Consider the following 21,122-nt stretch of genomic DNA (forward strand, 5'->3'; position numbering starts at 1 on the left):
TGGCGCTCAGTCGATGGTCGCGCACCACCGCACCGCGTCGCGGGGATCCGGCGCGCTGCCGTCCCCGGCCAGGGCCGCGTAGAGGTCCCGCGCGAGCTCCGGCCGGGTCGAGCCGCCCAGGGCCAGGGTGAGGCCGGCCCAGTCGTCGTCGTTGCCGGCTCCGGCCACGATGGCCGATCGGTAGTGCCCGGCGGCCGCTCGAGGGTCGCCGGCGAGCAGTGCCCGATCCCCGGCGGGCAGGCCGGTCGCCCCGGCACGGACGGCCGCGAGAATCCGCGGGGAGACCCCGGTGTCCGCGCCGCTCGCCGCGGCGGCGGGCGGAGGGCGGGACCCGTTTCGCCAGGCGGTCACCAGCTCCGCCCGCGCCGAGGCGGGGATGCGCCGATTGGCCAGCAACCACACCAATTCGTTCACCGCGCCGCAGATGCCGGCGATCCGCAGGTCCCCCGGGCTGACCGGCTCCTGGGCCCAGGCGTCCAGGGTGTCGCGCATCCGGCGGACGAAACGGCTGCCCGTAATCGTGAGCTCGCCCGAGCGGGCCAGCGTCGCGGCGGCCTGCGCGGTCTGGGCACGCCAGTACGCGAACTGGCGACGGTCGTGCCGGCGCCAGAAGTCAGTCACGCCGAGATGCGCGTACGTGCCCTGGAGCAGGCCGCGGATCGGGCGCGGGTCGCCACGCCACGGCGCCCGGTAGCGCGGTTCCCGGTCTCCGGAGTCCAGGTCGACCAGGTCGAGCACGGCTCCGAGCTTCAGGTGCTGGGTCTCGTGGAGCAGAAGCATGGCCATCGAGGTGCCGGTGGCCGGCGGGGCGATCGCGAGGGACCCGCAGGCGTGGCTGCTCGACGCGCTGCGCTCCGTACGGTCGCCGGGTGCTTGCAGCGGCACGAAGGAGCGCACCATCCGGCCGACGATGCGCGCGTGCCGCGGATGGCCGGCGAGCAGGATCTTCCAGCCCTCCCGGCAGAGGGCGGTGAAGCCGGCGAGATCGAACCGCCGGTCGGCCAGTGGCATCCCGTACCGGTCGCGGTACTGATCGACGTCCTCGACGGCGACGGCCGGGCCGCCCAGGTCGCCGAGGTCGACCACCGAGCGGGGGCCGGGCGCGGCGGGTTTGCCGTCGGCGGTCAATGCCGCACCGTCGAACGCCAGACGGAGCGGCACCTCGGACTCGGTCAGCGCGCCCAGCCCGGGCAGGGTGACCGCACCGGCCGAGGGCGGCACGTCGAGGGTGAACGGCAGGCCGGCGCGGATTGCTGCCGTGGCGGCCAGGGCGTGGAGGTATCCGAGGTCGCCGTGTTTCGGGTACGTGCTCGCCCAGGCGTCGACCTGGGGGTGGGACAGGACCTCGTCGACCGTCCGGGGGGAGTGGGCGTGGACGGACAGGAGGAGGCGTACGGGGGCCTCGACCGGGCGGCCGGCCGCGCGGGCGTCGCGGACCACTCCCCAGAGCAGGATGCGGCGTTTGGCGAGCTGGCCGGCCAGGAGTTGGGTGATGGCCTCGTCGGAGCCGTGACCGGAGGCCAGGCTGTCGAGCTCGTCCGTGGTCAACGTCAGCGGCCGCACGCCACATATTGTCACGTGCGTCGATGGGTGGGGCCCGTCAGTAGACCCAGACCTTGGTCTTCAGCGGGATCTTGCCGGAGGACCAGAGGTAGTTCATCGCCGGGACCGAGAGGCGGGCGCAGCCGTGGGAGGCCGGGTACGGGGGCACGCTCGCCGACCCGTGCACCGCGATGCCGCCGTTGAAGTATTTCGGGCGCCACAGCATGCCGAGCGGGGCGTTGCGCCAGCCGTCGATCTGGCGGGAGACCGTGAACTTGCCGCTGGGGGTGTCCGCGAGGTACGTCCGGCCGTCGTGCTCGTAATGCTCGTACGAGCCGGTCGACGTGTTGAAGACCTCGGTCACCTTGCCGTCGTCGACGAGCATCAGGAGCTGGCGCTTCTTGCTGATCTCGATGACCCGGCCGCTGCGGCTCTTCGCCTTCGGGCGTACCCCCTGGTCCAGGGCCTGTTGGGTCTTGGGTCCCACCACGCCGTCGCGGGTGAGGCCGGCCGCCTTCTGGAGCGCGTAGACCGCCTGCTGGGTCTTCGAGCCGAAGCTGCCGTCCGCCTTGCCGTTCCAGTAACCGAGGGCGGTGAGGCGCTGCTGCAACGCCACGACCTTGTCGCCCTTCGCGCCGCTCTTCAGCTTCTTGGGCTTCGGGGGCTTGGTGGGGGTCGCCGGCTCCGACGGGGCCGGCGCGGAAGCGGAGGCCGAGGGCGCGGCGCTCGTCGTGGTGCCGGACGGCGCCGGGGCCGCGGCCGGGTCGGAGCCGCCCGTGTCGCAGCCGGCAACCAGGGACACCGCCGTGGCCAGGGCCACGGCATAGGTCAGAGCTTTGCGCACCACGCCTCCTCACCACCGATGATCACACGGGTGGACCCATCATGACCACCGATGTCCAATGAACCCTTGACATCGAGCCCGACGGTTGGCGGCACTGCCGGCACCCCACGTTGAAAAGGTTCAGTGTAGGAGCGCGACCGGACCGGTCCGGTCGCGCTCCTACGCGGTCACGGCTGGGCGGTCAGGCGGAAGCTCTGCGCCGCGGTGCCGTTGCAGGCGTACTGGACGAGCTGGACGCTGTCGGCGGTCGAGGCGGCCGGCACGTCGAGGCACTTCCCGCTGTTGCGGTTCACGAGGTGGTAGTAGCCGTCCCCCTCCGCGACCGGCTGCCACTGCTGGTTGGTGCCACCCGAGTACGCCCACGTCTGGATCGGCGCGTTGTCGGCAGCCGACACGTTGGTCACGTCGAGCGCCTGAGCGCTGTTGCCGCGATTGTTGACGCGTACGTAGGAGCCGGTGACCGTGGCGAACTGGTACTGCTGGGCGTTCGAGGTGTTGCAGGCGTACTGCTGGATCGGCGTGCCGCTGGTGGTTCCGGCGGCCCGCGCGTCCACGCACTTCCCGCTGTTCCGGTTGGTCAGCGTGTACCACCGGGCCGGGTCGATCGGGTCGGCCGGCGGCGGCGTGGTGCCGGTCGAGCCGCCGAGCCAGAGCAGGCCGTTGATCAGCCACTGGTTCTGCTGCGCGCTGGCGAACGTCGAGGACGTACGGGTGTTCGTCTCGTAGTTCATCCCGTTGTGTCCGAAGTTCGCGTACAGCATCTTGTAGTTCCGGTTGGTCCACAGCAGGGGGTAGTAGCCGCTGCGCCACTGCTGGTTCGGGTCGGAGCCGACCGGGAAGCTCGACGCGTCGATCGAGGCCAGCACGTCGATGTCCGGGTTCTGGCGCAGGTCGCGGCTCCACGAGTACCACTCGCTGACCGAGGACGTGATCGTGGTCGGGAGGCCGGCGGTGGACGGGTGATCGCGGTCCTCGATCCGCAGCGTCTCGGCGGTCGGCCCCCAGGTGTTGGTCTGGAAGTTCCCCGAGCCCAGGAACGTGTTGTAGTACCAGCTCCACGAGTTCGCGTCGGTGGTGAAGGCGCTCACGTGGAAGCCCAGCCAGGCGCCACCGTTCTGCACGTACTGCTGGAACGCGGCGCGCCGGTCCGCCGGCGGGCCGTCGTCCAAGAACATGATCACCTTGTACGCCGAGAGCCCGCTCGCGCTGAGCCGGCTCCAGTCGGTGGTGGCCTCCCAGGTGAAGCCGTACTGGGCGCCGGCCCGGGGGAACCAGTCGCGCGCCTCCTTGTCGAAGTCGATGTGCGCGGCGTCCCAGGTGCCGTTGTAGAAGGCCAGGACCTTGAAGGGGGCGGCGGCTGCCGGGGCCGCGGTCGCCGGGGCGGCGTGGGCCGGGGCGGCGGTCGCCGGGGCGGCGTGGGCCGGGGCGGCGGTCGCCGGGGCGGCGTGGGCCTGCGGTGTGGCGAGGGTGGTGGCGGCAGTGAGCAGCCCCATGGCCGTGATCAGGGCACGGCGGAGCGAACTTCGCACCATGTCGGTTCCTCGGGGGAGTCGGGGCGGGGACGGCGGCCGCTGCGGACATCTTCAGTCATCGATGTGGTGGGCACAAGGTTAAGAAGACTAATAGTTAATTCAAGTGCCGATCCCAACGAAGATCAACTGTGGGTCAGGACGGGAATGCGCTGCGTGGAGCCCTTGACGGGCCGGCCGATCAGGCGACCGGTGGATGTGGCGGAGAAAAAGAATCAAGTACCCTTCGCCTATGTCATGGAAGGCAAGTGCCCGGCACGGCGTACGCGAGGCGCCCGCCGGCCTCGCCCTCCTGCAGGACCTGATCAACACCCGGGCCACCATGTCGTACGGCGCCGACCTGCTCGCCTCGCAGGACGACGCCCAGCGCTGGCTCAGCGAGGCCCTCGCCACCTGGTCCCGCGTCGTCGGCCTGCCTGCCCCCGTGCTGCTGCTCTCCTCGACCGACCTCCGCTCGCTGCGCCGCCTCCGCACCACCTTCGAGGGCGTGATCCTCGCCGGCAGCGGCCGCGGCGCCACCCAGGACGGCGCCCTGCCCCCGGCCGACGTGCCGGTCAGCCTGGTCCCCGACGCCGAAGGCTGGGTCCGGATGATCCCGGCCGGCCGCGGCACCCGCTGGCTCGCGTCGGCGCTCTGGGCGGAGGCGCTCCTCGCCCAGCAGGCGGGGCTGTGGCCGCGGCTCAAACTGTGCAACAACCTCGAGTGCCGGGCCGCCTTCTTCGACACGTCCCGCAACAACAGCGGCGTCTGGCACGACGTGAGCACCTGCGGCAACACGGCCAACTTGAGGGCCTTCCGGGAACGCAAGCGCCTGATGGGCGGCACGGGCGGCCAGCCCGGCCCGTCGGTCCAACGCCCCGACCTGGCCTGACGCCAACCCCCGCCGCGCCACCCCGCCCGCGCCGGCTGGACCGCGTAACCCCGATCCCGGTCGTGTCGCCCCGGCCTGGTCCTAACTGCCCCGGTATAGCCCGCGCCGTCCCCGCGCAGGTCCGCGACGCCCGGGTTGCCCTGCTCGGCCCGCTTTGCCCTGCTCCGCCCGTGTTGCCCCGGTCCGCCCACGTCGCCCTGGTCCGCCCACGTCGCCCTGGTCCGCCCACGTCGCCCTGGTCCGCCCATGTCGCCCCAACCGCGTCGCCCCGGTTGCGTCGTTCTGGCCGTGTCGGCCGAGGTCGGCGCGGTTGTCGGGGGAGTGGCGGGAACCAGCGGGCTTCGGCGGGCGACTATGGGTACATGGCGTGTGAGCGGTGGCGCGAGATGCTGTCTGCGCAACTGGACGGCGAGGACGATCCGGCCGACAGGGGACGGGTCGACGAGCATCTGGCCGGGTGTGCCGGCTGCCGGGAGTGGTTCGAGCGGGCTGCGGCGGTCAACCGGCTGACGCGTACCGGCCTGGTGACCGACGTGCCGGACCTCACCGACTCGATTCTCGCCGCCCTCGCCGTTCCCGGCGCACCGCCGGCAACCGGGGAGGCCGGAAGCCTGTCATCGCGGTCCGGGCGGGCGCTGTGGGGCGGCCGGCTGAGGGAGTGGTTCGCCGTCTCGCGGCCTGAGGCGGGAGCGGATGCCGGGGTCAAGGTGCCGTGGCGGGCCCGGGTGACCGCCACGCTCTACGTGGCTCTCGCCGCGGTCGGTGCGGTGCAACTCATTCTCGGACTTGACCAGGTCGGCGGCGCGGCCAGCAGCCTGCATGTGCACAGCGGCGTCGACGCGACCCCCGGGCACCTGTGGCACGAGTCGGCGGCCTGGAACGTGGCGGTGGGGGCCGGCTTCCTGTTCATCGCGCTGCGGCGTAACCGGCCGGCCGGTCTGGTGCCGATGCTGACCGCGTTCGTGGGGATGCTGTTGCTGCTGTCGGTCAACGACCTGTCGGCGGCCCGGGTGGATGCGACCCGCCTGGTCAGCCACGGTTTCGTGCTGCTCGGCTACCTGCTCGTGGTGGCGCTGACCCGGGTCGGCGGCGGCTCGGCCCAGCCGCCGGGCGACCGGTCCGGCCTCGGCAGCCGCTGGCACCTGGCACAGGAGGAGGCGGCGGAGGGCGAGAACGCGCCCCGCCCGCCCAAGCTTCGCCTGGTCCCCCGCGGCCCCCTGACCGCCACCCACGAGCCCACAACCCCGGACCGCCGCGCCGCGTAACCCGAACGCGACGTCCGGCCCGCCCGGCATGGGGTTACCCGAACGCGACGTTCCGGCCCGCCGGGCCGCGAGAGCCGAACGCCATGTGCCGGACCGCCGGGCGGGTGGCTCCGAACGCGACGTCCCGGCCCGCCGCGCCATGTGACCCGAAGGCCATGTGCCGGCCCCGGACCCGGGTCGCGTGCGCGGTGGCGCCGGCTCCGGGGCCGGATCAGCGTTCGCGGGGGCGGACGGACAGTTCACGCCACTCGTCCGTGCCGGTCAGCAGAGCTCGGACCATGTCGAAGGCGGCGTCCTCGCTGTCGTACTCGAAGAAGTGCGAGACTCCGTCCGCGCCGCCCGCGCGTTGTTCCACGTACCACTGGTCGCCGCTCGTTCGCAGATACACGTCCTTGCGGGCGACGCGTCCCCATCTGCCGTTCCACCAGTGCTTACGCTGTTCCATCCCGGCACTGTATCGAACATCTGTTCGAACAGTGCCGGGTGGGTTGATCTTTTCCGAAAGCGATCAGCGGGGCGGTTCCTGCTGGTGCCGGCCGAGGATGTCGTTGACCGCGCCGGGGGCCACCTGCTGGCGGACGAGGGCGTCGCGGATCTCGGTCAGGAGCTTGACCTCTTCGCTGGGGGCCTCCGGCGGGGGCTCCTCGCCCCGCTTGCGGCGCTCCGCGAGCTTGTTCAGCGGGAAGACGACGAGGAAGTACAGCACCGCCGCGGTCAGCAGGAAGGTGATGACCGAGTTGATGAACGAGGCATAGTCGAAGTCGACGCCGCGAACGGTCCACTTCCCGGCGCCCGTGCCGGTGCCGCCGCCCATCAGCTGGATCAGTGGCTTGAGGAACGCGTTGGTGAAGGCGGTGACGACGGCGGTGAAGGCGGCGCCGATGACGATGCCGACCGCCAGGTCGACGACGTTGCCGCGCATGATGAAGTCTTTGAAGCCTTTGAGCATCGAGCCCATGAAGCCACTCCTGCCATGAGAGCCGAGAAGGAACCGACGGCAGCAGTTGCCCGCAGCCGGTCAGCGACAAACTACGCCGACCGCCTCAATCGAGCGCGGGTTCCTCAGCCGTGACAGCCTCGTCCACCGTCGGGTAGGTGTGCAGCACCTCGACCAGCCCGGACACCTCGAGGATGCGCAGCACGCCGCGCTGGGGTGCGGCCAGGCGCACCACGCCGCCGGCGTCGTCGGTGCTGTTCTTGGCGCGCACGAACACCGACAGGCCGGTGGAGTCGCAGAACGAGACCTCGGCCAGGTCGAAGACCAGGCGGGTGCGACCCTTCTCGAGCAGGTCGCTGATCTGGTCCTGTAGTTGTGGAGCGGTAGCCATGTCGAGCTCGCCGGCGACCGACACGACGACGACGTCGCCGCGCTGCTCCGTTTGTACCGTCAGGGACATTCAGGACCTCCCAGTTATGGCGAGAACGTTACTCCACGCAGCGGGCGGTCCGCAGAACGGGGAGACCGGCTGACCATGGGATATTAGTTGGCCGACGGCAAGTAAGAGCGGACGCCGATGGTAAAGTCCGGCCCGGCTGCCCGCGACGTGCGCGCAGGCCGGTCCGGCAGAGGTCACGGGAGGCAGCAGTGGCGCTGAGTTCGGACGAGGGCGGTCGCTTCGCCGACCTGCTCATGGAGCATGAGGACAGCATCGTCTCGTCCTGGACGGCTGAGGTCGCCGCGTTGCTGCGCGGCCGGCTCAGCCACGCGGAGCTGCAACGGCAGACCGCGGAACTGCAGAAGGGCTTCCAGACGGCGCTGGCCGGCGGGGCCCAGGAGCTCACCGACGACTCCGCGGCGGAGCTGCGGGCCCAGCTCGCCGAGTTGTCCAGCACCCGGGCGCGGCAGGGCTTCACCGCCACCGAGACCGCGGTCAGCGTGTTCGCGCTCAAGGAAGCCGTCCTGAAGGTCCTGGACGCCGGCGACGGCACCGACGCGGACACGCTGCGGGCGTACGTGGGGCTTTCGGCGTTCGTGGACCGGGCCGGGCTCTTCACCTTCGACAGCTACGCGCGGGCGCGCGAGGAGCTCATCGCCGACCAGGCGGAGCAGTTGCTCGAGCTCTCCACGCCGGTCGTCAAGCTCTGGGAGGGCGTCGTCGCGGTGCCCCTGGTCGGCACCCTCGACTCGGCCCGCGCCCAGGTGGTCATGGAGCGCCTGCTGCAGACCCTGGTCGACACCGGCTCGCCGTACGCGATCATCGACATCACCGGCGTCCCCGCCGTCGACACCCAGGTCGCGCAGCACATCCTCAAGACCGTGGTGGCCGCCCGCCTGATGGGCGCCGACTGCATCATCTCCGGCATCCGCCCGCAGATCGCCCAGACGATCGTGGCGCTGGGCATCGAGTTCGGCGACATCGCCACCAAGGCCTCGCTCGCGGACGCGCTGCGGCACGTGCTGCGCAAGACGGGCGACAAGGTGACGCAGAAGCCGTCGCGCCGGGAGGGCTGACCCGATGGAACGCGTGCCGGTCCTGAAGATCGGCGACATCCTCCTGGTCTCCATCCAGATCGACATGGAGGACCAGGTCGCCCTGCAACTGCAGGAGGACCTGGCCGAGCGGATCGTGGCGAGCGGCTGCCACGGCGTGATCATCGACATCAGCGCGCTCGACATCGTCGACTCGTTCGTGGGGCGGACGCTGGCCACCATCGCCTCGATCTCCCGGGTGCTCGACGCCGAGACGGTCGTCGTCGGCATGCGGCCCGCCGTGGCGATCACGCTCGTCGAGCTGGGGCTCTCGCTGCCGGGGATCCGCACCGCGCTCAACGTCGAGCTGGGCATGGAGCTGCTCGCCCGGGAACGGGCCGAGGACGACGAGGACCGGGACGACGACGCCGACGAGCCGGCGGTCACCACCCCATGACCGCCGGGGGCGCCGCCGAGCGGATCGCGGTCACCTCCGACCAGGACGTCGTCCGGGTACGCCAGCTCGTGCGTACGGTAGCGGTCGCGGTGAAGTTGTCACTGGTGGATCAGACCAAGCTGGTGACGGCCGCCAGCGAACTGGCCCGCAACACCCTCGTCTACGGCGGGGGCGGCACGGTCGAGGTGACCCGCGTCGAGAACGGCCGCCGGGCCGGCATCCAGATCGTTTTCGCCGACCAGGGGCCGGGTATCCCGGACCTCGACCTGGCCCTCACCGACGGGTACACCACCGGGGGCGGGCTGGGGCTGGGGCTCAGCGGTGCCCGCCGGCTGGTCGACGAGTTCGCCATCGACACGGCGGTCGGTAAAGGTACGACCATCAGCGTGACCAAGTGGTGCCGATGAGCGGAGGCGCGGTGGCTTCGCTACCGGAGGGACTTCTCGACGCGGGGGTCTGGTTCCGGGTGGAGGAGGCCGCCACGGCCGCCTCGGTGCGCCGCACGGCCGAACGGCTCGCCGCCGAGCTCGGCATGCCGGAGTCGCGCACCGCGGACCTCTCGATCGTCGCCTCGGAGGCCGCCGGAAACCTGGTGAAGCACGCCGACCAGGGAACGCTGCTGGTGCGGCCGGTCCGCGACGAGGACCCAGCGGGCATCGAGCTGATCGCGATCGACAAGGGCCCCGGCATGAGCGACGTGCCCCGGTCGATCGGCGACGGCCACTCCACCGCGGGCACGCTCGGCATCGGCCTCGGCGCCATCGTCCGCCAGGCGAGCTGGTCGGACCTGCATTCGGTGCCGGGCCGGGGAACGGTGCTCGTCGCGCAGGTGTGGCCGGGCAGGGCGCCCGCGCCGGCCTGGGCCGCCGGGCTCACCCGCCCGCTGACCGGCGAACCGGTCAGCGGCGACGCGTACGCCTTCCGCACCGCCGACGGCCGGCGCCAGGTCATGGTGTGTGACGGGCTCGGGCACGGGCGGCTCGCTCACGCGGCTGCTCAGGAGGCCGTACGCGTCTTCCGGGGTGCGCCCGCGCAGCCGCCCGCTGCGCTTCTGGACCTTTTACACCGTACGCTCGGACACACCCGCGGAGCCGCGATCGCCGTCGCCGAGCTGGACCCCGACGCGGGTCTGGTCCGCTATGCGGGCCTCGGCAACATCTCCGGCACCGTCCTGTCGCCGGGCGGCGCGCGGCGCGGCATGGTCTCGCTGCCGGGCATCGCCGGGCACCAGCGGCGGCAGATCCGGGAGTACGACTACCCGCTGGCCCCGGAGGCGGTGGTGCTCATGCACTCCGACGGCGTGGTCGACCGCTGGAAGGTGACCGACTACCCGGCCCTGTTGTCCCATTCGCCGCAGGTCATCGCGGCGACGGTGCTGCGGGACGCCGGAACGCGGCGCGACGATGCCGGCGTACTCGTGGCCCGGTTGCCATGAAACGGGAGCCGCTGACGCGCATGCGTATCCGATCCGAGCAGGACGTCTTCACCGTCCGGCAGCTCGGACGCGAGGTCGCGCGCGCCGTCGGGCTCGAATCGCAGGACCAGACCAGGCTCGCCACGGCGCTCAGCGAGGTCGGCCGGCTGCTGGTCGCCGCGGGCCACGAGACGGACGTGGCGTTCACGACGACGACGATCGGGGTACCTACCCTTCTGGTAGAGATGGCGCATCCGGTTTCCGGGGACGGTGATCGGCTGCGCCTGGAGCTGACCCAGGTGAGTCGCCTGGTCGACACGTTGGAGGTAGGGGATGGGGAGACCGGTACGGTCGTGCGGATGTCCCGACGTCTGCCGCCGAGCTCACCGGCTCTGACCCCCGGCCGTATGGACGAGATTCGCGACCGGCTCTCCGGCCACGTGCCGGGTACGCCCCTCGACGAGCTGACGGTGCAGAACCAGCAGCTCATCGCGGCGCTGGACGAGGTACGCGCGCAACGCGACGACCTGGCCCGGCTCAACGCCGAGCTGGAGGAGACCAACCGCGGCGTGATGGCGCTGTACCACCAGCTCTCCGACGAGCTGGAGGAGACCAACCGCGGCGTGGTGGCGCTCTACGCCGAGCTGGACGAGAAGTCGGTGCAGCTGCGCGCCGCCAGCGAGGCGAAGAGCCGCTTCCTGGCGAACGTCAGCCACGAGCTGCGCGCCCCGGTCACCGCCATCATCGGCCTGGGGCGGCTGCTCACCGACGAAGCGTCCGACAAGCTCACCGAGGAGCAGTCGCGCCAGGTCGAACTGATCCGCGCGTCCGCCTCGGACCTGCTGTCGCTGGTCAACGACCTGCTCGACCTCGCCAAGGCGGAGGCGGGCCGGATCGAGCCGGAGTGGTCCGACGTGGACCTCAAGGCGGTCTTCGGCCAGCTCCGCGGCACCCTGCGACCGCTCGCCACCCGGCCCGAGGTCGAGTTCATCGTGGACGAGCCGGCGGTGCCGCGCCTGCGCTCGGACGAGGTGCTGCTCGCCCAGATCCTGCGTAACCTGCTGACGAACGCGATCAAGTTCACGGCGGAGGGCTCGGTGCGGCTCAGCGTGGCCGCGGTCGGCGACGACGTCGAGTTCACGGTCGCGGACACCGGCACCGGCATCCCGCCCGATCTGCACGAACGCATCTTCGAGGAGTTCTATCAGGTGCCCGGCAGCCAGGCGTTGAGCGGCAAGGGCACGGGCCTCGGCCTTCCGTACGCCCGCCGCCTCGTCGGCATCCTCGGCGGTGCCCTGCGCGTCTCGTCCGCACCCGGCGAGGGCAGCACGTTCGTCGTCTCGCTGCCGGTGTCGCCATGACTCCGGCCACCGTCCTGGTGGTCGACGACAGCGCCACCAAGAGGTACCTCCTGGTGAGCTGGCTGTCGCGGGCCGGGTTCACGGTGGTCGAGGCGGAGACCGGCGGGGCCGCGCTCGCGACGCTCGGCGAGACCGAGGTCGACCTGGTCGTGCTCGACGTGAAGCTGCCGGACATGAGCGGCTTCGAGGTCTGCGAGAGAATCAAGACCGATCCCGAGTACGGCGTACTGCCCGTGATCCACGTCTCGGCGCACGCGGTGGACGTGGTCGACCGCACGCAGGGGCTCAACCGTGGCGCGGACGCGTACCTGGTCGAGCCGATCGAGCCGGACGAGCTGATCGCCACCTCCCAGGCGGTGCTGCGCTACTACCGGGCCCGCCAGCGCGCCGAGTCGCTGGCCGCCCGCATGATCAAGCTGGCCGAGACCACCCTGGCGATCAACGCGGCGTCGACGCTGGTCGGCCTCCTGCAGGCGGCGGCGGACGGCGCCTACCAGATCTTCGGCGGCCCGGTCGTGGTGGTCGCGGAGACGGCGGACGGCGACGGCCTCGCCGCGATCGCGGACGGCCATCCCGCCGCGGTGCGCCCGTGGACGGTCGAGCACCACGAAACGGCGGTCGGTTCCACCGTACGCACGGAGCAGCCGACGGCCTGGACCCTGGTCGACTGGCCGGACCAGGAATCCGTGGCGGTGGCCTCGGCCAAACTCCGCGCCGACCGCACGCCGGTGTACGTCGCGGTGGCGAGCAGTTCCCAGACCCCCGGCTTCCCGGTCCTGCGCCAGCTCTCCCAGGCCGTCGCCGCCGCGGTCGAGGCGCAACGCTCGTACGACGAGGAGCACCGCATCGCGGTCACCCTCCAGCGCAGCCTCCTCCAGTCCCGCCTCCCCGACGTGCCCGGCCTGGAACTGGCGGTCCGCTACGAGCCGGCGGGCGCCCAGACCGAGGTGGGCGGCGACTTCTACGAACTGACCATGCTGGACGGCCGCCTCCTGGTGGCGATCGGCGACGTCGCCGGCCACTCCCTGCACGCGGCAACCGTGATGGCCGAGCTCCGCCACGCGGTCCGCGCGTACGCGGTGGAGGGCCACCCGCCGGGAGCGGTCCTCGAACTGGTCAACCGCTTCATGCGCACGGTCCTGCCGACGGAATCGGCGACCCTCTGCCTCCTGACCCTCGAACCGGACACCGGCCGGGTCAGACTGGCCAGCGCGGGCCACCTCCCGCCGCTCCTCCACGTGGACGGCAGCAACGCCCGCTTCCTGAACCCGCGCGGCCCGCTGCTCGGCATCAACGCCCCCCGCCCGGAGGACCTGGAGTTCGTGATCCCCCGCGGCGGCACCCTGGTCCTCTACACGGACGGCCTGATCGAACGCCGCGACAGCGACATCGACGTCGGCCTGTCAGCGTTGTCCGCGTGCGCGAGCCGGGTGGAAACGAGCCTGGACGCGTTCTGCCAGCGGCTCCTGGTGCAGCTGGCTGGCGCGGGCGAACAGGCGGACGACATCGCGGTGGTCGCCCTCCGCCGCAGCTGACCCCGACCCGCGTCCCGCCTCGGCCCCGCCCGGCCCGGCGTGGGAGCCGGGTGCGGGTGGGTGGGCGGTCAGGCCAGGCCGACCGTGTCGAGGATCCAGGCCGTCACGAAGGCCTCCTCCTTCCAGGAGTCGTAGCGTCCGCTCGGGCCGCCGTGCCCCGCGCCCATCTCCGTCTTCAGCAGGTACGTCCCGTCCGGCGCCGTGGCGCGCAACCGGGCGATCCACTTGGCCGGCTCGTGGTACAGCACGCGGGTGTCGTTGATGCTGGTCACCGCCAGGATCGCCGGATACTTCAGCTTCGCGACGTTCTCGTACGGGCTGTAGGACTTCATGTAGGCGTACACGTCGGCGTTCTCCAGCGGGTTGCCCCACTCCTCCCACTCCGTGACGGTCAGCGGCAGCGACGGGTCGAGGATGGAGGTGAGCGGGTCGACGAACGGCACCTGCGCGACGATGCCGGCGAACGCGTCCGGCGCCAGGTTGGCCACCGCGCCCATCAGGAGGCCGCCGGCCGAACCGCCGCGCGCCACGATGCGCTCCGGGCTGGTCCACGACGACCGCACCAGGCTCCGCGCGCACGCCACGAAGTCCGTGAACGTGTTCTTCTTGGTCAGCATCTTGCCGTCCTCGTACCACCGGCGGCCCATCTCGCCGCCGCCACGGACGTGCGCGATCGCGTAGACCATGCCCCGGTCCAGCAGGGACAGCCGGGCGATGGAGAAATACGGGTCCATGCTGATCTCGTACGAGCCGTAGCCGTACAGGAGCAGTGGCGCCGTCCCGTTCCGCGGGGTGCCCTTGCGCGCCACGATCGAGATCGGCACCCGCGTGCCGTCGTCCGCCACCGCCCACTCCCGGAACTGCTCGTACGCGTCCGGGTCGAAGTCGCCGAGCACCGCCTTGCGCTTGCGCAGCACCATTGCGCGGGTGATCAGGTCCACGTCGTACACCGAATCCGGCGTGACCATCGACGTGTACGAGATGCGCACGAGGTTGGTGTCGTACTCCGGGTTGTTGGAGAGGCCCACGCTGTAGAGCGGCTCGGGAAACTCCATGTCGTACGAGTCGGTGCTGCCGTCGGTGATCACCCGCAGCCCGGTGAGCCCGTCGCGGCGTAGGGAGACGACGAGGTGCCGCTGGAACGCGTCGACCGCCTCGAGCCGGGTGCCCGGGGTGTGCGGGATCAGCTCCACCCAATCGCCCGGATTGTCCACCGAGGTGTACGCCAGCGCGAAGTCCTCGGCGTTCTCGTTGTGCAGGATCAGGAAGCGGTGCCCGTGGTGCTCGATCGAATACTCGACGCCCTGCACCCGCTCCCGGATCACGGCGGGCCCGGCCGTGGGGTTGTCCGCGGCGATCACGCGTACCTCGGAGGTGACCTTGCTGTTGGCGTCGATGACGATGAACTTCTCGCTGCGGCTGAGCTCGACGCCGACCCAGAACCGCTCGTCGGCCTCCTCGTAGACGATCACGTCGTCGGCCGCCGGCTGCCCGACGGTGTGCCGCCACACCCGCCACGGCCGCCACGCGTCGTCCACCGTGATGTAGAACAGCGTCGACCCGTCCGCCGACCAGGCGCTGCCGTAGAACGTGTCCGGGACCTCGTCGGCGAACGTCTCGCCCGTACGCAGATCCTTGACCTTCAGCACGAACCGCTCGTCGCCGTCGAAGTCGACCGAGTAAGCCAGGCGGGTGCCGTCAGGTGTGACGTCGAACGTGCCGAGCGCGAAGAACTTCTTGCCCTCCGCCAGCTCGTTGCCGTCGAGCAGCACCTCCTCGCCGGGCAGCGGCGCCCCGTCGCCGGTGGCCGGCGGATCGACCTCGTCCGGGCCGGCCGCGACGCGGCACTGGATGCCATACTGCTTGCCCTCGACCGTGCGCGTGTAATACCAGTAACCGCCCTTGCGCTGGGGCACGGACAGATCGGTCTCCTGGGTGCGGCCCTTGATCTCCTCGAAGATCGTGCTCCGCAGCCCCTCCAGGTGGGCGGTCGCCCGCTTCGTCCAGGCGTTCTCCGCCTCGAGATAGGCGATCGTGTCCGGATTCTCCTTGTCGGCAAGCCAGGAGAACTCGTCGGTGACCGTGTCGCCGTGGAAGGTGCGCTCGGTGGGCGCCTGGCGGACCGCGGGCGGGGTCGTGGGCATGTCGGTCGTCACGGTTGTCCACGTTACCGGTCGATCCGGGGCCGATCGCGTTATCCACAGGCATGCCTCGCCCGGTGCCCCACGGCCGGACGGCTCCCCGGACCGTTCGAACATGTGTACGATGTGCCAGAGTGGACGATCTCCGGAGCGATCAACGCGGGGGAGGTGCGATGGGGACGGATCTGCCCGCCCGTGAGCCGCTGCTGCGAGCCTTGATCGACATCTGCGGCCCGGACTTCGCCCGCCGGGCCGGAGCGCCCGATGCCGTCGCCGGCCGCCGCGCCAGCTTCGTGGCGGCCCCGGCCACCACCCAGGCGGTCGCCGACACCATGGGCCTGGCCGCCGAGCGGGGCCTGGCGGTCATCCCGCGAGGTTCCGGATCCAAAATCGACTGGGGTACGCCCCCGCCCGGCGTCGACCTGATCCTCGACACGAGCCGCCTCGACGGCATCTGGAACCACGACGTCCGCGCGATGACGGCCGAGGTCGGCGCCGGCACGCCCCTCAAAGCTGTCCAGGCGGCACTCGCCCTCCGCGGCCAGCGCCTCGCGACGGACCCGCCGTCCCCCTCGGCAACCCTCGGCGGCATGCTCGCCCTGAACGAGACCGGCCCGCTGCGCCACCGCTTCGGCACGGCGGCCCACCAGGTCAACCACATCGCGTACGTGACGAGCAAAGGCGAAGCAGCCACCTCCGACGGCGAGAACGGCCGCCCCGGCATCGCAGAGATCGACGGCGTGATCCTCTCCGCCCAGGTCCACGTCGAGCCCCTGCCCTCGGCCCGCCGCTGGGTGACAGCCCCGGTCACCAGCCCCCGCGACATCTACGAACTCGTCCAGGAAACCCTCACCCGCCGCCTCACCCCGAGCGCCATCGAGGTCGACCTATCGGCAACCCCACCCTCCGGAGTCCTCGCGGTCCTGCTGGAAGGAGACCCGCCGGACGTGACCGACCGAGCCACCCGCCTCGAAAAGGCCTTCGGCCCGGACGCGACAACTTCCCCCCTCGCCCCACCCTGGTGGGGCCGCTACCCCTTCACCCCGGCCGACGTGGCCCTGCGCATCGAGGTCCCGACCGCAGACCTCCAGGCCGCGGTGTACGCCCTCCGCGACGTCGCGGGAATGCCCGTCCCGGTCCGAGGCTCGGCCGGAAGGGGAACGGTCCACGCGGTGCTCCCGGGCACCCTCCCCCCGGAAAGGGTGGAAGGCATCCTGGACGCGGTGCGAGGCGTCCTGCTGGCAAGGGGCGGGCAATGCGTGGTGGTGGCCGCCCCCCGAGAAATCGGAGAGGAGCTGGACATGGCCAGCCGCCACGACATGTTCTAACCGCTGCCGCTGCCGCTGCCGCTGCCGCTGCCGCTGCTCGCGTGGCTCGTGGCTCGCGTGGCTCGTGGCTCGCGTGGCTCGTGGCTCGCGTGGCTCGTGGCTCGCGTGGCTCGTGGCTCGCGTGGCTCGTGGCTCGCGTGTTCGTGCGTGCTGCTTGCGCCCGCCGCCTGTGTCCGCTGCCCTCGCCCAGGTCAGCTGCCGGCGCCGCGGAACCGCCGCCGCGGCCGGCCACTCGTCAGCCGCCGCCTGCACCCACCGCCTCCGACCGCTGCCCCGCCGCCGGTCGCCGGCGTCCCTGCCTCCGACCACTGCCCCGCCCGCGCGCCCGGCTGCCCCGCCCGGTTGACAGCATCCCCGCAGCTCGCCCCCCGTTGCCGCGTGCTTCCCGCAGCGGCGCGCTGGCCGTAACCGGGCGCTACCCGTCGCCGCGCTCGCCGGCGCCCAGGTCGGCCGTCCTCCGTCGAGCCGGCGGTCGGGTTGCCGGGCGCTTCAGAGGGTTACCGGGGAGCGGCCGAGGGCGTCGGCGGCCAGGTGGCGGCCGAGGTCGGCGAGCACGCCCACCGCGTATGTGAGGTAGGCGAATTGGCCCATCTGCGCGACGTTGGTGAGGGCGAGCTGGCGTGACGACAGCCGGCGGGGCAGCAGTGGCGTGCCCGCGTTCAGCAGGACGGGGGCGACGGCCAGGATGATCTCGTCGAGGAGGCCGGCGTCGGCGAACTCGGAGACCAGGCCGCCGCCGCCGGCCAGCCAGACGTTGCGGCCCTGGGCGGCGACCGTCATCGCCTCGTGCACGCGGCGTACGTCCCCGCTGACCATGAAGATGTTGGCGCCGGGGACCAGGGGGAGTTCGCGGTGGGTGAAGACCCAGCAGGGCACGTTGCCGTACATCTCGTGCCAGTTGCCGGGCTCCTCGACGACGTTATCGTTCTGCAGCACCCACTCGTACGTGGTGGCGCCCATCGCGAAGGCGCCGACATTGGAGAAGAACGCGCCGAACGGGTTGTCGGTGCCCTCGTCGACCTCGAACAGCCAGTCGAGCGAGTTGTCCAGGTCGGCGGTGAAGCCGTCGATGCTGGCCGCGGTGTAGTACTGAGTCTTCGCCACGACAAACACCATGCCACGACACAGGCGACAAAAAGGTCGGATCGACCAGACCACCGCCGGCCCCACCCGCCGGTCACCGAACAACAGCGCTATCCGCCGACCGGCGACAGGGCCGAGGACTGCCCGGCCCGACTCCCGGCCACTACGCCAGGCACCGAGCCGAAGCGCTGCGGTCAGGCGCCGGGCACAAGTGCTGCGCCAGGCCGCCGCGCCCGAGGACCGTGCCAGGCTGCCGCGTCCAGGCGCCGCATCAGGGCCCACGCCGCCCGTCGCGCCCGCCGCCCACGCCGCCCGTCGCGCCCGCCGCCCGCGCCGCGCCCGCCCGCCGCCCGGCACCCGCGCGCCCGCCCGCCGCCCGGCACCCGCGCGCCCGCCCGCCGCCCGGCACCCGCGCGCCCGCCCGCCGCCCGGCACCCGCACGGCCGGCTGCTGCCTCCAGGCGCGCCGCGACCGGGCACCGGGCCCCGGCGATGTGCCCGGTGCTGCGGTCAGGCGCCGGGTGTCAGGCCGGCTTGCCCACCTCGTACGTCAGGTAGGCGAACTGTCCGCTCTGTTCCAGGGATCTCAGCGACAACCGCGAGGCCGCAAGACGCCGTGGCAGCAGTGGCGCTCCCGCTCCCAGCGTCACCGGTGCCACCCCCAGGATCAGCTCATCCAGCAGTCCCGCATCCGCGAAAGATCCCGCCAGCTCGCCGCCTCCGACGATCCACAGGTTCTTCTCCCCGGCCGCCGCCGTCATCGCCTCGTGGACCGGGCGGACGTCGCCCTGGACGAAGGTCAGGTTGGCGCCGGGGACCCGGGGGAGGTCCTGGTGGGTGAAGACCCAGGCCGGCGTGTCGCCGTAGTAGTCCGCCCACTTGATCGGTTTCTCGATCAGGGCGTCGTGTTCGAGGACCCACCGGTATGTCGTGGCGCCCATCGCGAACGCGCCGACCTGCGCGAAGAAGGGGCCGAACGGGTTGTTGGTGTCCTCGTCGACCTCGAAGAGCCAGTCGAGCGAGTTGTGCTGGTCGGCGATGAAGCCGTCGATGCTGGTTGCCGTGTAGTACTGCGTCTTTGCCACGCCGTCACCCTGCCACGGGGGTCCGACAGAACGCCGCCCGAGAGGCCCGCGGGAGCATGCGGCCAAGAGGGGCACGCGGGAGCACGCGGCCAGGAGCGCACGCGGAGAGAGCTGCCAAGAGGGGCACGCGGAGAGAGCGGCCAAGAGGGGCACGCGGGACCGCGCCGCCGGGAGCCGGGGGTTCAGGCGTCGTTGCGGAGGACCAGGATCGCGATGTCGTCGCGCGGTTCCTCGACCGAGAAGTTGATCGTCGTGGAGCGCAGCCGGGCCGCCATCACGTCCGCCGGGTAGCCCGCCAGTGGGGCCGCCGCCTCGCGGAGGCGGTCCGTGCCGAAGAGTTCGCGGCCTCGGCGGCGTTCGGTCACGCCGTCGGTGTAGAAGATCAGGGAGTCGCCCGGGTGCAGGGTCACCGCCGCGTCCGGGGAGGTGATGGTCTCCAGGAGGCCGAGGGCCGTGCCGCCCTCGCCCACGAAGGAGGTCTTGCCGTCCGCTCGGACGAGGACCGCGCGGTCGTGGCCGGCCAGGTGGAGGCAGACCTCGAGGTCGTCGCCGCTGCGGGTGACCGAGGCCATCGCCAGGGTGCAGTAGCGGCCGCCGCCGCGCTGGACGAGGGTGCGGTTGACGCGGCAGAGGACTTCCGTCATCGGTTTGCCGTCGTCGACCAGGATGCGGATGACGTCGCGGACGAGGCCGGTCACCGTTGCCGCCTGGACGCCCTTGCCGGAGACGTCGCCGACCACCACGATCCAGCCGTCGCCGGCCGGGACCACGTCGTAGAAGTCGCCGCCGACCTCCGAGCCGGTGGGGACGTATTCGGCCGCGAAACCGACGCCGGGGACGTGGGGCAGGGCCGGGGGCAGGAGCGAGGCCTGGAGCGTACGCGCGACCTTGTGCCGTTCGTCGTGGATGCGGGCGTTGTCGATGGCGAGCGCCGCCCGGCGGGCCACGTCCTCGAGCACCGCGACCTCGTCGACGTCGTGGCGGTGGCGCAGGTGCCGGCCGACCGCCAGGGTGCCGAGGCGCTGGCCGCGGGCGACCAGGGGCACCGCGAAGCCTTCCGACGGCGAGCCGAACATCACCTGCTGGCCGAGGCGGGACGCCTCCTCGAGGCGGGCGAGGACCGATTCGGGGCCGGTCTCGGAGAGGGTGCCGTGCAGCTGCGAGACGGCGGCCTCGTCGGCGTGGGTGGCGGCGGCGAGTTGGAGGCGGCCCCACGCGTCGGTGGTGTGCACCGCGCACCACTGGCCCAGCCGGGGGACGACGAGCTGCGGGATCAGGGCCATGGTCAGGTTGACGTCGAGGGACTGGGCGAGCAGCTCGCTGGCCTCGGCGAGGAAGGTCAGCCAGGTCTGCCGGCGCAGGTCGGTGCGCCGCAGCCGGTCGTTCTCCAGGTGCAGCGAGAGCCGTTCGGCGACGATCGTGGCGAGCGGGAGCGCGTAGCCCTCCGGGGAGGAATCGAGCTCGAGCTCACCCGCGTACGGTCGCTGGACGGAGAGGGGCACCCGGATGGTGGCGGCGTCGTCGCGGGGTGCCCGGCCGTGCCGGGCGAGGAGTTGCCGCCCGCCGCCGTCGCCGCGGTCGAGCCGGACCACCCCGCCGGTCGCGCCGGTCAGCCGGGAGAGCCGGACGAGCAGGTCGGTGGCGAAGTCGGCGAGGGCTTCCTCGGTGGGGCGTTCCGGGTCGGTCTGGAACAGGGCGGTCAGCTCGCCGACGCTGGGGGTGGCGTCGCCCTCGGCCACCGGCAGCGCGGCGGCCGTCTCGGAGCCGCCGCGGCTCTCGAGATAGAACCAGACGCCTTTGCCGGTGCCCTCGTGCACGGTGCCCCAGCGGCTCGCGAAGTGGTCGACGAGCAGCAGGCCGCGGCCGCGCTCGGCGACCTCGCCGATGTCCGTCTTGTCGTTTCGCGGGCCGACCGCGAGTTCTTCGACCGGGCCGGGGGCGAAGTCGGTGACGGTGACGGTGAGGCCGCCCGCGTCGGCCGCGACCTCCATGTCGAGCTCGGTGCCGGCGTGCACGACCGCGTTCGTGGAGAGCTCCGTGGTCAGCAGCAGCGCCTCGTTCACCAGCGCGTCGAGGCCGGCCTCCTCCAGCACCGAGCGGACCAGGGCGCGCGCGGCGGCGGGCGTACGCCGGTCGTTGGGCAGCCGGACCCGCCGGACCAGGGCGCCCGTCGTCTGTCCCGCCTCCACCGACACGACTGCATCCTCTCCTGTCCACGGCTCGATGCACAAAGCCACGTCTCGCAATGACCCCGCCGG

19 protein-coding genes are annotated in these 21,122 nt (G+C 72.0%); 9 read left to right on the forward strand and 10 right to left on the reverse strand.

Going from position 1 to position 21,122, the window contains the following annotated elements; all coding sequences use genetic code 11:
• Positions 1-6: 6 nt before the first annotated feature.
• The 3 genes from CLV70_RS14305 to CLV70_RS14315 form a co-directional block, all read right to left on the reverse strand.
• Positions 7-1,563: an aKG-HExxH-type peptide beta-hydroxylase gene (locus CLV70_RS14305; protein WP_158277765.1), complete on the reverse strand. Its 1,557-nt coding sequence runs from the start codon at positions 1,561-1,563 to the stop codon at positions 7-9.
• A gap of 37 nt (positions 1,564-1,600) precedes the next feature.
• On the reverse strand, positions 1,601-2,386 hold the full coding sequence (locus tag CLV70_RS14310) for a L,D-transpeptidase family protein (RefSeq protein WP_106127265.1): 786 nt from the start codon (positions 2,384-2,386) through the stop codon (positions 1,601-1,603).
• Positions 2,387-2,553: 167 nt separating this feature from the next.
• Positions 2,554-3,918, reverse strand: coding sequence for an RICIN domain-containing protein (locus CLV70_RS14315; protein WP_245908224.1), 1,365 nt, complete (start codon positions 3,916-3,918; stop codon positions 2,554-2,556).
• 229 nt (positions 3,919-4,147) lie between these two features.
• Here CLV70_RS14315 and CLV70_RS14320 point away from each other — a divergent pair, with 229 nt between their 5' ends.
• Together CLV70_RS14320 and CLV70_RS14325 are read left to right on the forward strand one after the other, a co-directional pair.
• Positions 4,148-4,786 (forward strand): CGNR zinc finger domain-containing protein, encoded by a 639-nt coding sequence (locus CLV70_RS14320; protein WP_106126978.1) that lies wholly within the window; start codon positions 4,148-4,150, stop codon positions 4,784-4,786.
• Positions 4,787-5,148: 362 nt separating this feature from the next.
• Positions 5,149-6,051: a zf-HC2 domain-containing protein gene (locus CLV70_RS14325; protein ID WP_106126979.1), complete on the forward strand. Its 903-nt coding sequence runs from the start codon at positions 5,149-5,151 to the stop codon at positions 6,049-6,051.
• Positions 6,052-6,262: 211 nt separating this feature from the next.
• Here CLV70_RS14325 and CLV70_RS14330 read toward each other — a convergent pair whose 3' ends face one another.
• The 3 genes from CLV70_RS14330 to CLV70_RS14340 form a co-directional block, all read right to left on the reverse strand.
• Positions 6,263-6,496 carry a hypothetical protein gene (locus tag CLV70_RS14330; protein WP_106126980.1) on the reverse strand — a complete coding sequence of 78 codons (234 nt, stop codon included), beginning with the start codon at positions 6,494-6,496 and terminating at the stop codon, positions 6,263-6,265.
• Between the two features lie 63 nt (positions 6,497-6,559).
• Positions 6,560-7,000, reverse strand: a complete 441-nt coding sequence (gene mscL, locus CLV70_RS14335; RefSeq protein WP_106127267.1) for a large conductance mechanosensitive channel protein MscL — start codon at positions 6,998-7,000, stop codon at positions 6,560-6,562.
• Positions 7,001-7,094: 94 nt separating this feature from the next.
• Positions 7,095-7,448 carry an anti-sigma factor antagonist gene (locus CLV70_RS14340; RefSeq protein WP_106126981.1) on the reverse strand — a complete coding sequence of 118 codons (354 nt, stop codon included), beginning with the start codon at positions 7,446-7,448 and terminating at the stop codon, positions 7,095-7,097.
• 188 nt (positions 7,449-7,636) lie between these two features.
• Between CLV70_RS14340 and CLV70_RS14345 the strand changes: the two genes are divergently transcribed.
• Genes CLV70_RS14345 through CLV70_RS14370 form a run of 6 tightly spaced genes read left to right on the forward strand, consistent with a single transcriptional unit; the run spans position 7,637 to position 13,228 of the window.
• Entirely contained in the window at positions 7,637-8,503 is an 867-nt protein-coding gene (locus CLV70_RS14345) for an STAS domain-containing protein (RefSeq protein WP_106126982.1), read from the forward strand.
• A 4-nt stretch (positions 8,504-8,507) separates the two neighbouring features.
• Entirely contained in the window at positions 8,508-8,918 is a 411-nt protein-coding gene (locus CLV70_RS14350; protein WP_106126983.1) for an STAS domain-containing protein, read from the forward strand.
• Positions 8,915-9,325, forward strand: coding sequence for an ATP-binding protein (locus tag CLV70_RS14355; RefSeq protein ID WP_106126984.1), 411 nt, complete (start codon positions 8,915-8,917; stop codon positions 9,323-9,325). Before CLV70_RS14350 ends, CLV70_RS14355 begins: the two co-directional genes overlap by 4 nt.
• Entirely contained in the window at positions 9,322-10,353 is a 1,032-nt protein-coding gene (locus CLV70_RS14360) for an ATP-binding SpoIIE family protein phosphatase (RefSeq protein WP_106127268.1), read from the forward strand. Before CLV70_RS14355 ends, CLV70_RS14360 begins: the two co-directional genes overlap by 4 nt.
• A 20-nt stretch (positions 10,354-10,373) precedes the next feature.
• Positions 10,374-11,693, forward strand: coding sequence for a sensor histidine kinase (locus CLV70_RS14365; protein WP_211303763.1), 1,320 nt, complete (start codon positions 10,374-10,376; stop codon positions 11,691-11,693).
• Positions 11,690-13,228, forward strand: a complete 1,539-nt coding sequence (locus tag CLV70_RS14370; RefSeq protein WP_106126986.1) for a fused response regulator/phosphatase — start codon at positions 11,690-11,692, stop codon at positions 13,226-13,228. The genes CLV70_RS14365 and CLV70_RS14370 overlap by 4 nt, the downstream gene beginning before the upstream one ends.
• Positions 13,229-13,296: 68 nt before the next feature.
• Here CLV70_RS14370 and CLV70_RS14375 read toward each other — a convergent pair whose 3' ends face one another.
• Positions 13,297-15,384 carry a S9 family peptidase gene (locus CLV70_RS14375; protein ID WP_106126987.1) on the reverse strand — a complete coding sequence of 696 codons (2,088 nt, stop codon included), beginning with the start codon at positions 15,382-15,384 and terminating at the stop codon, positions 13,297-13,299.
• 158 nt (positions 15,385-15,542) lie between these two features.
• Between CLV70_RS14375 and CLV70_RS14380 the strand changes: the two genes are divergently transcribed.
• Positions 15,543-16,697, forward strand: a complete 1,155-nt coding sequence (locus CLV70_RS14380) for an FAD-binding oxidoreductase (RefSeq protein ID WP_170148617.1) — start codon at positions 15,543-15,545, stop codon at positions 16,695-16,697.
• A 489-nt stretch (positions 16,698-17,186) separates the two neighbouring features.
• Here the strand turns inward: CLV70_RS14380 and CLV70_RS14385 are convergent, their stop codons facing one another.
• From CLV70_RS14385 to CLV70_RS14395, 3 genes are all read right to left on the reverse strand, one after another.
• Positions 17,187-17,813 carry a dihydrofolate reductase family protein gene (locus tag CLV70_RS14385; RefSeq protein ID WP_106126988.1) on the reverse strand — a complete coding sequence of 209 codons (627 nt, stop codon included), beginning with the start codon at positions 17,811-17,813 and terminating at the stop codon, positions 17,187-17,189.
• Positions 17,814-18,303: 490 nt separating this feature from the next.
• Entirely contained in the window at positions 18,304-18,864 is a 561-nt protein-coding gene (locus CLV70_RS14390; protein ID WP_106126989.1) for a dihydrofolate reductase family protein, read from the reverse strand.
• Between the two features lie 182 nt (positions 18,865-19,046).
• A complete protein-coding gene (locus tag CLV70_RS14395) occupies positions 19,047-21,059 on the reverse strand; it encodes a SpoIIE family protein phosphatase (RefSeq protein WP_106126990.1) in 2,013 nt (670 codons plus the stop codon).
• Positions 21,060-21,122 lie beyond the last annotated feature (63 nt).

Source organism: Pseudosporangium ferrugineum (assembly GCF_003002065.1).
Classification (GTDB): Bacteria; Actinomycetota; Actinomycetes; order Mycobacteriales; family Micromonosporaceae; genus Actinoplanes; species Actinoplanes ferrugineus_A.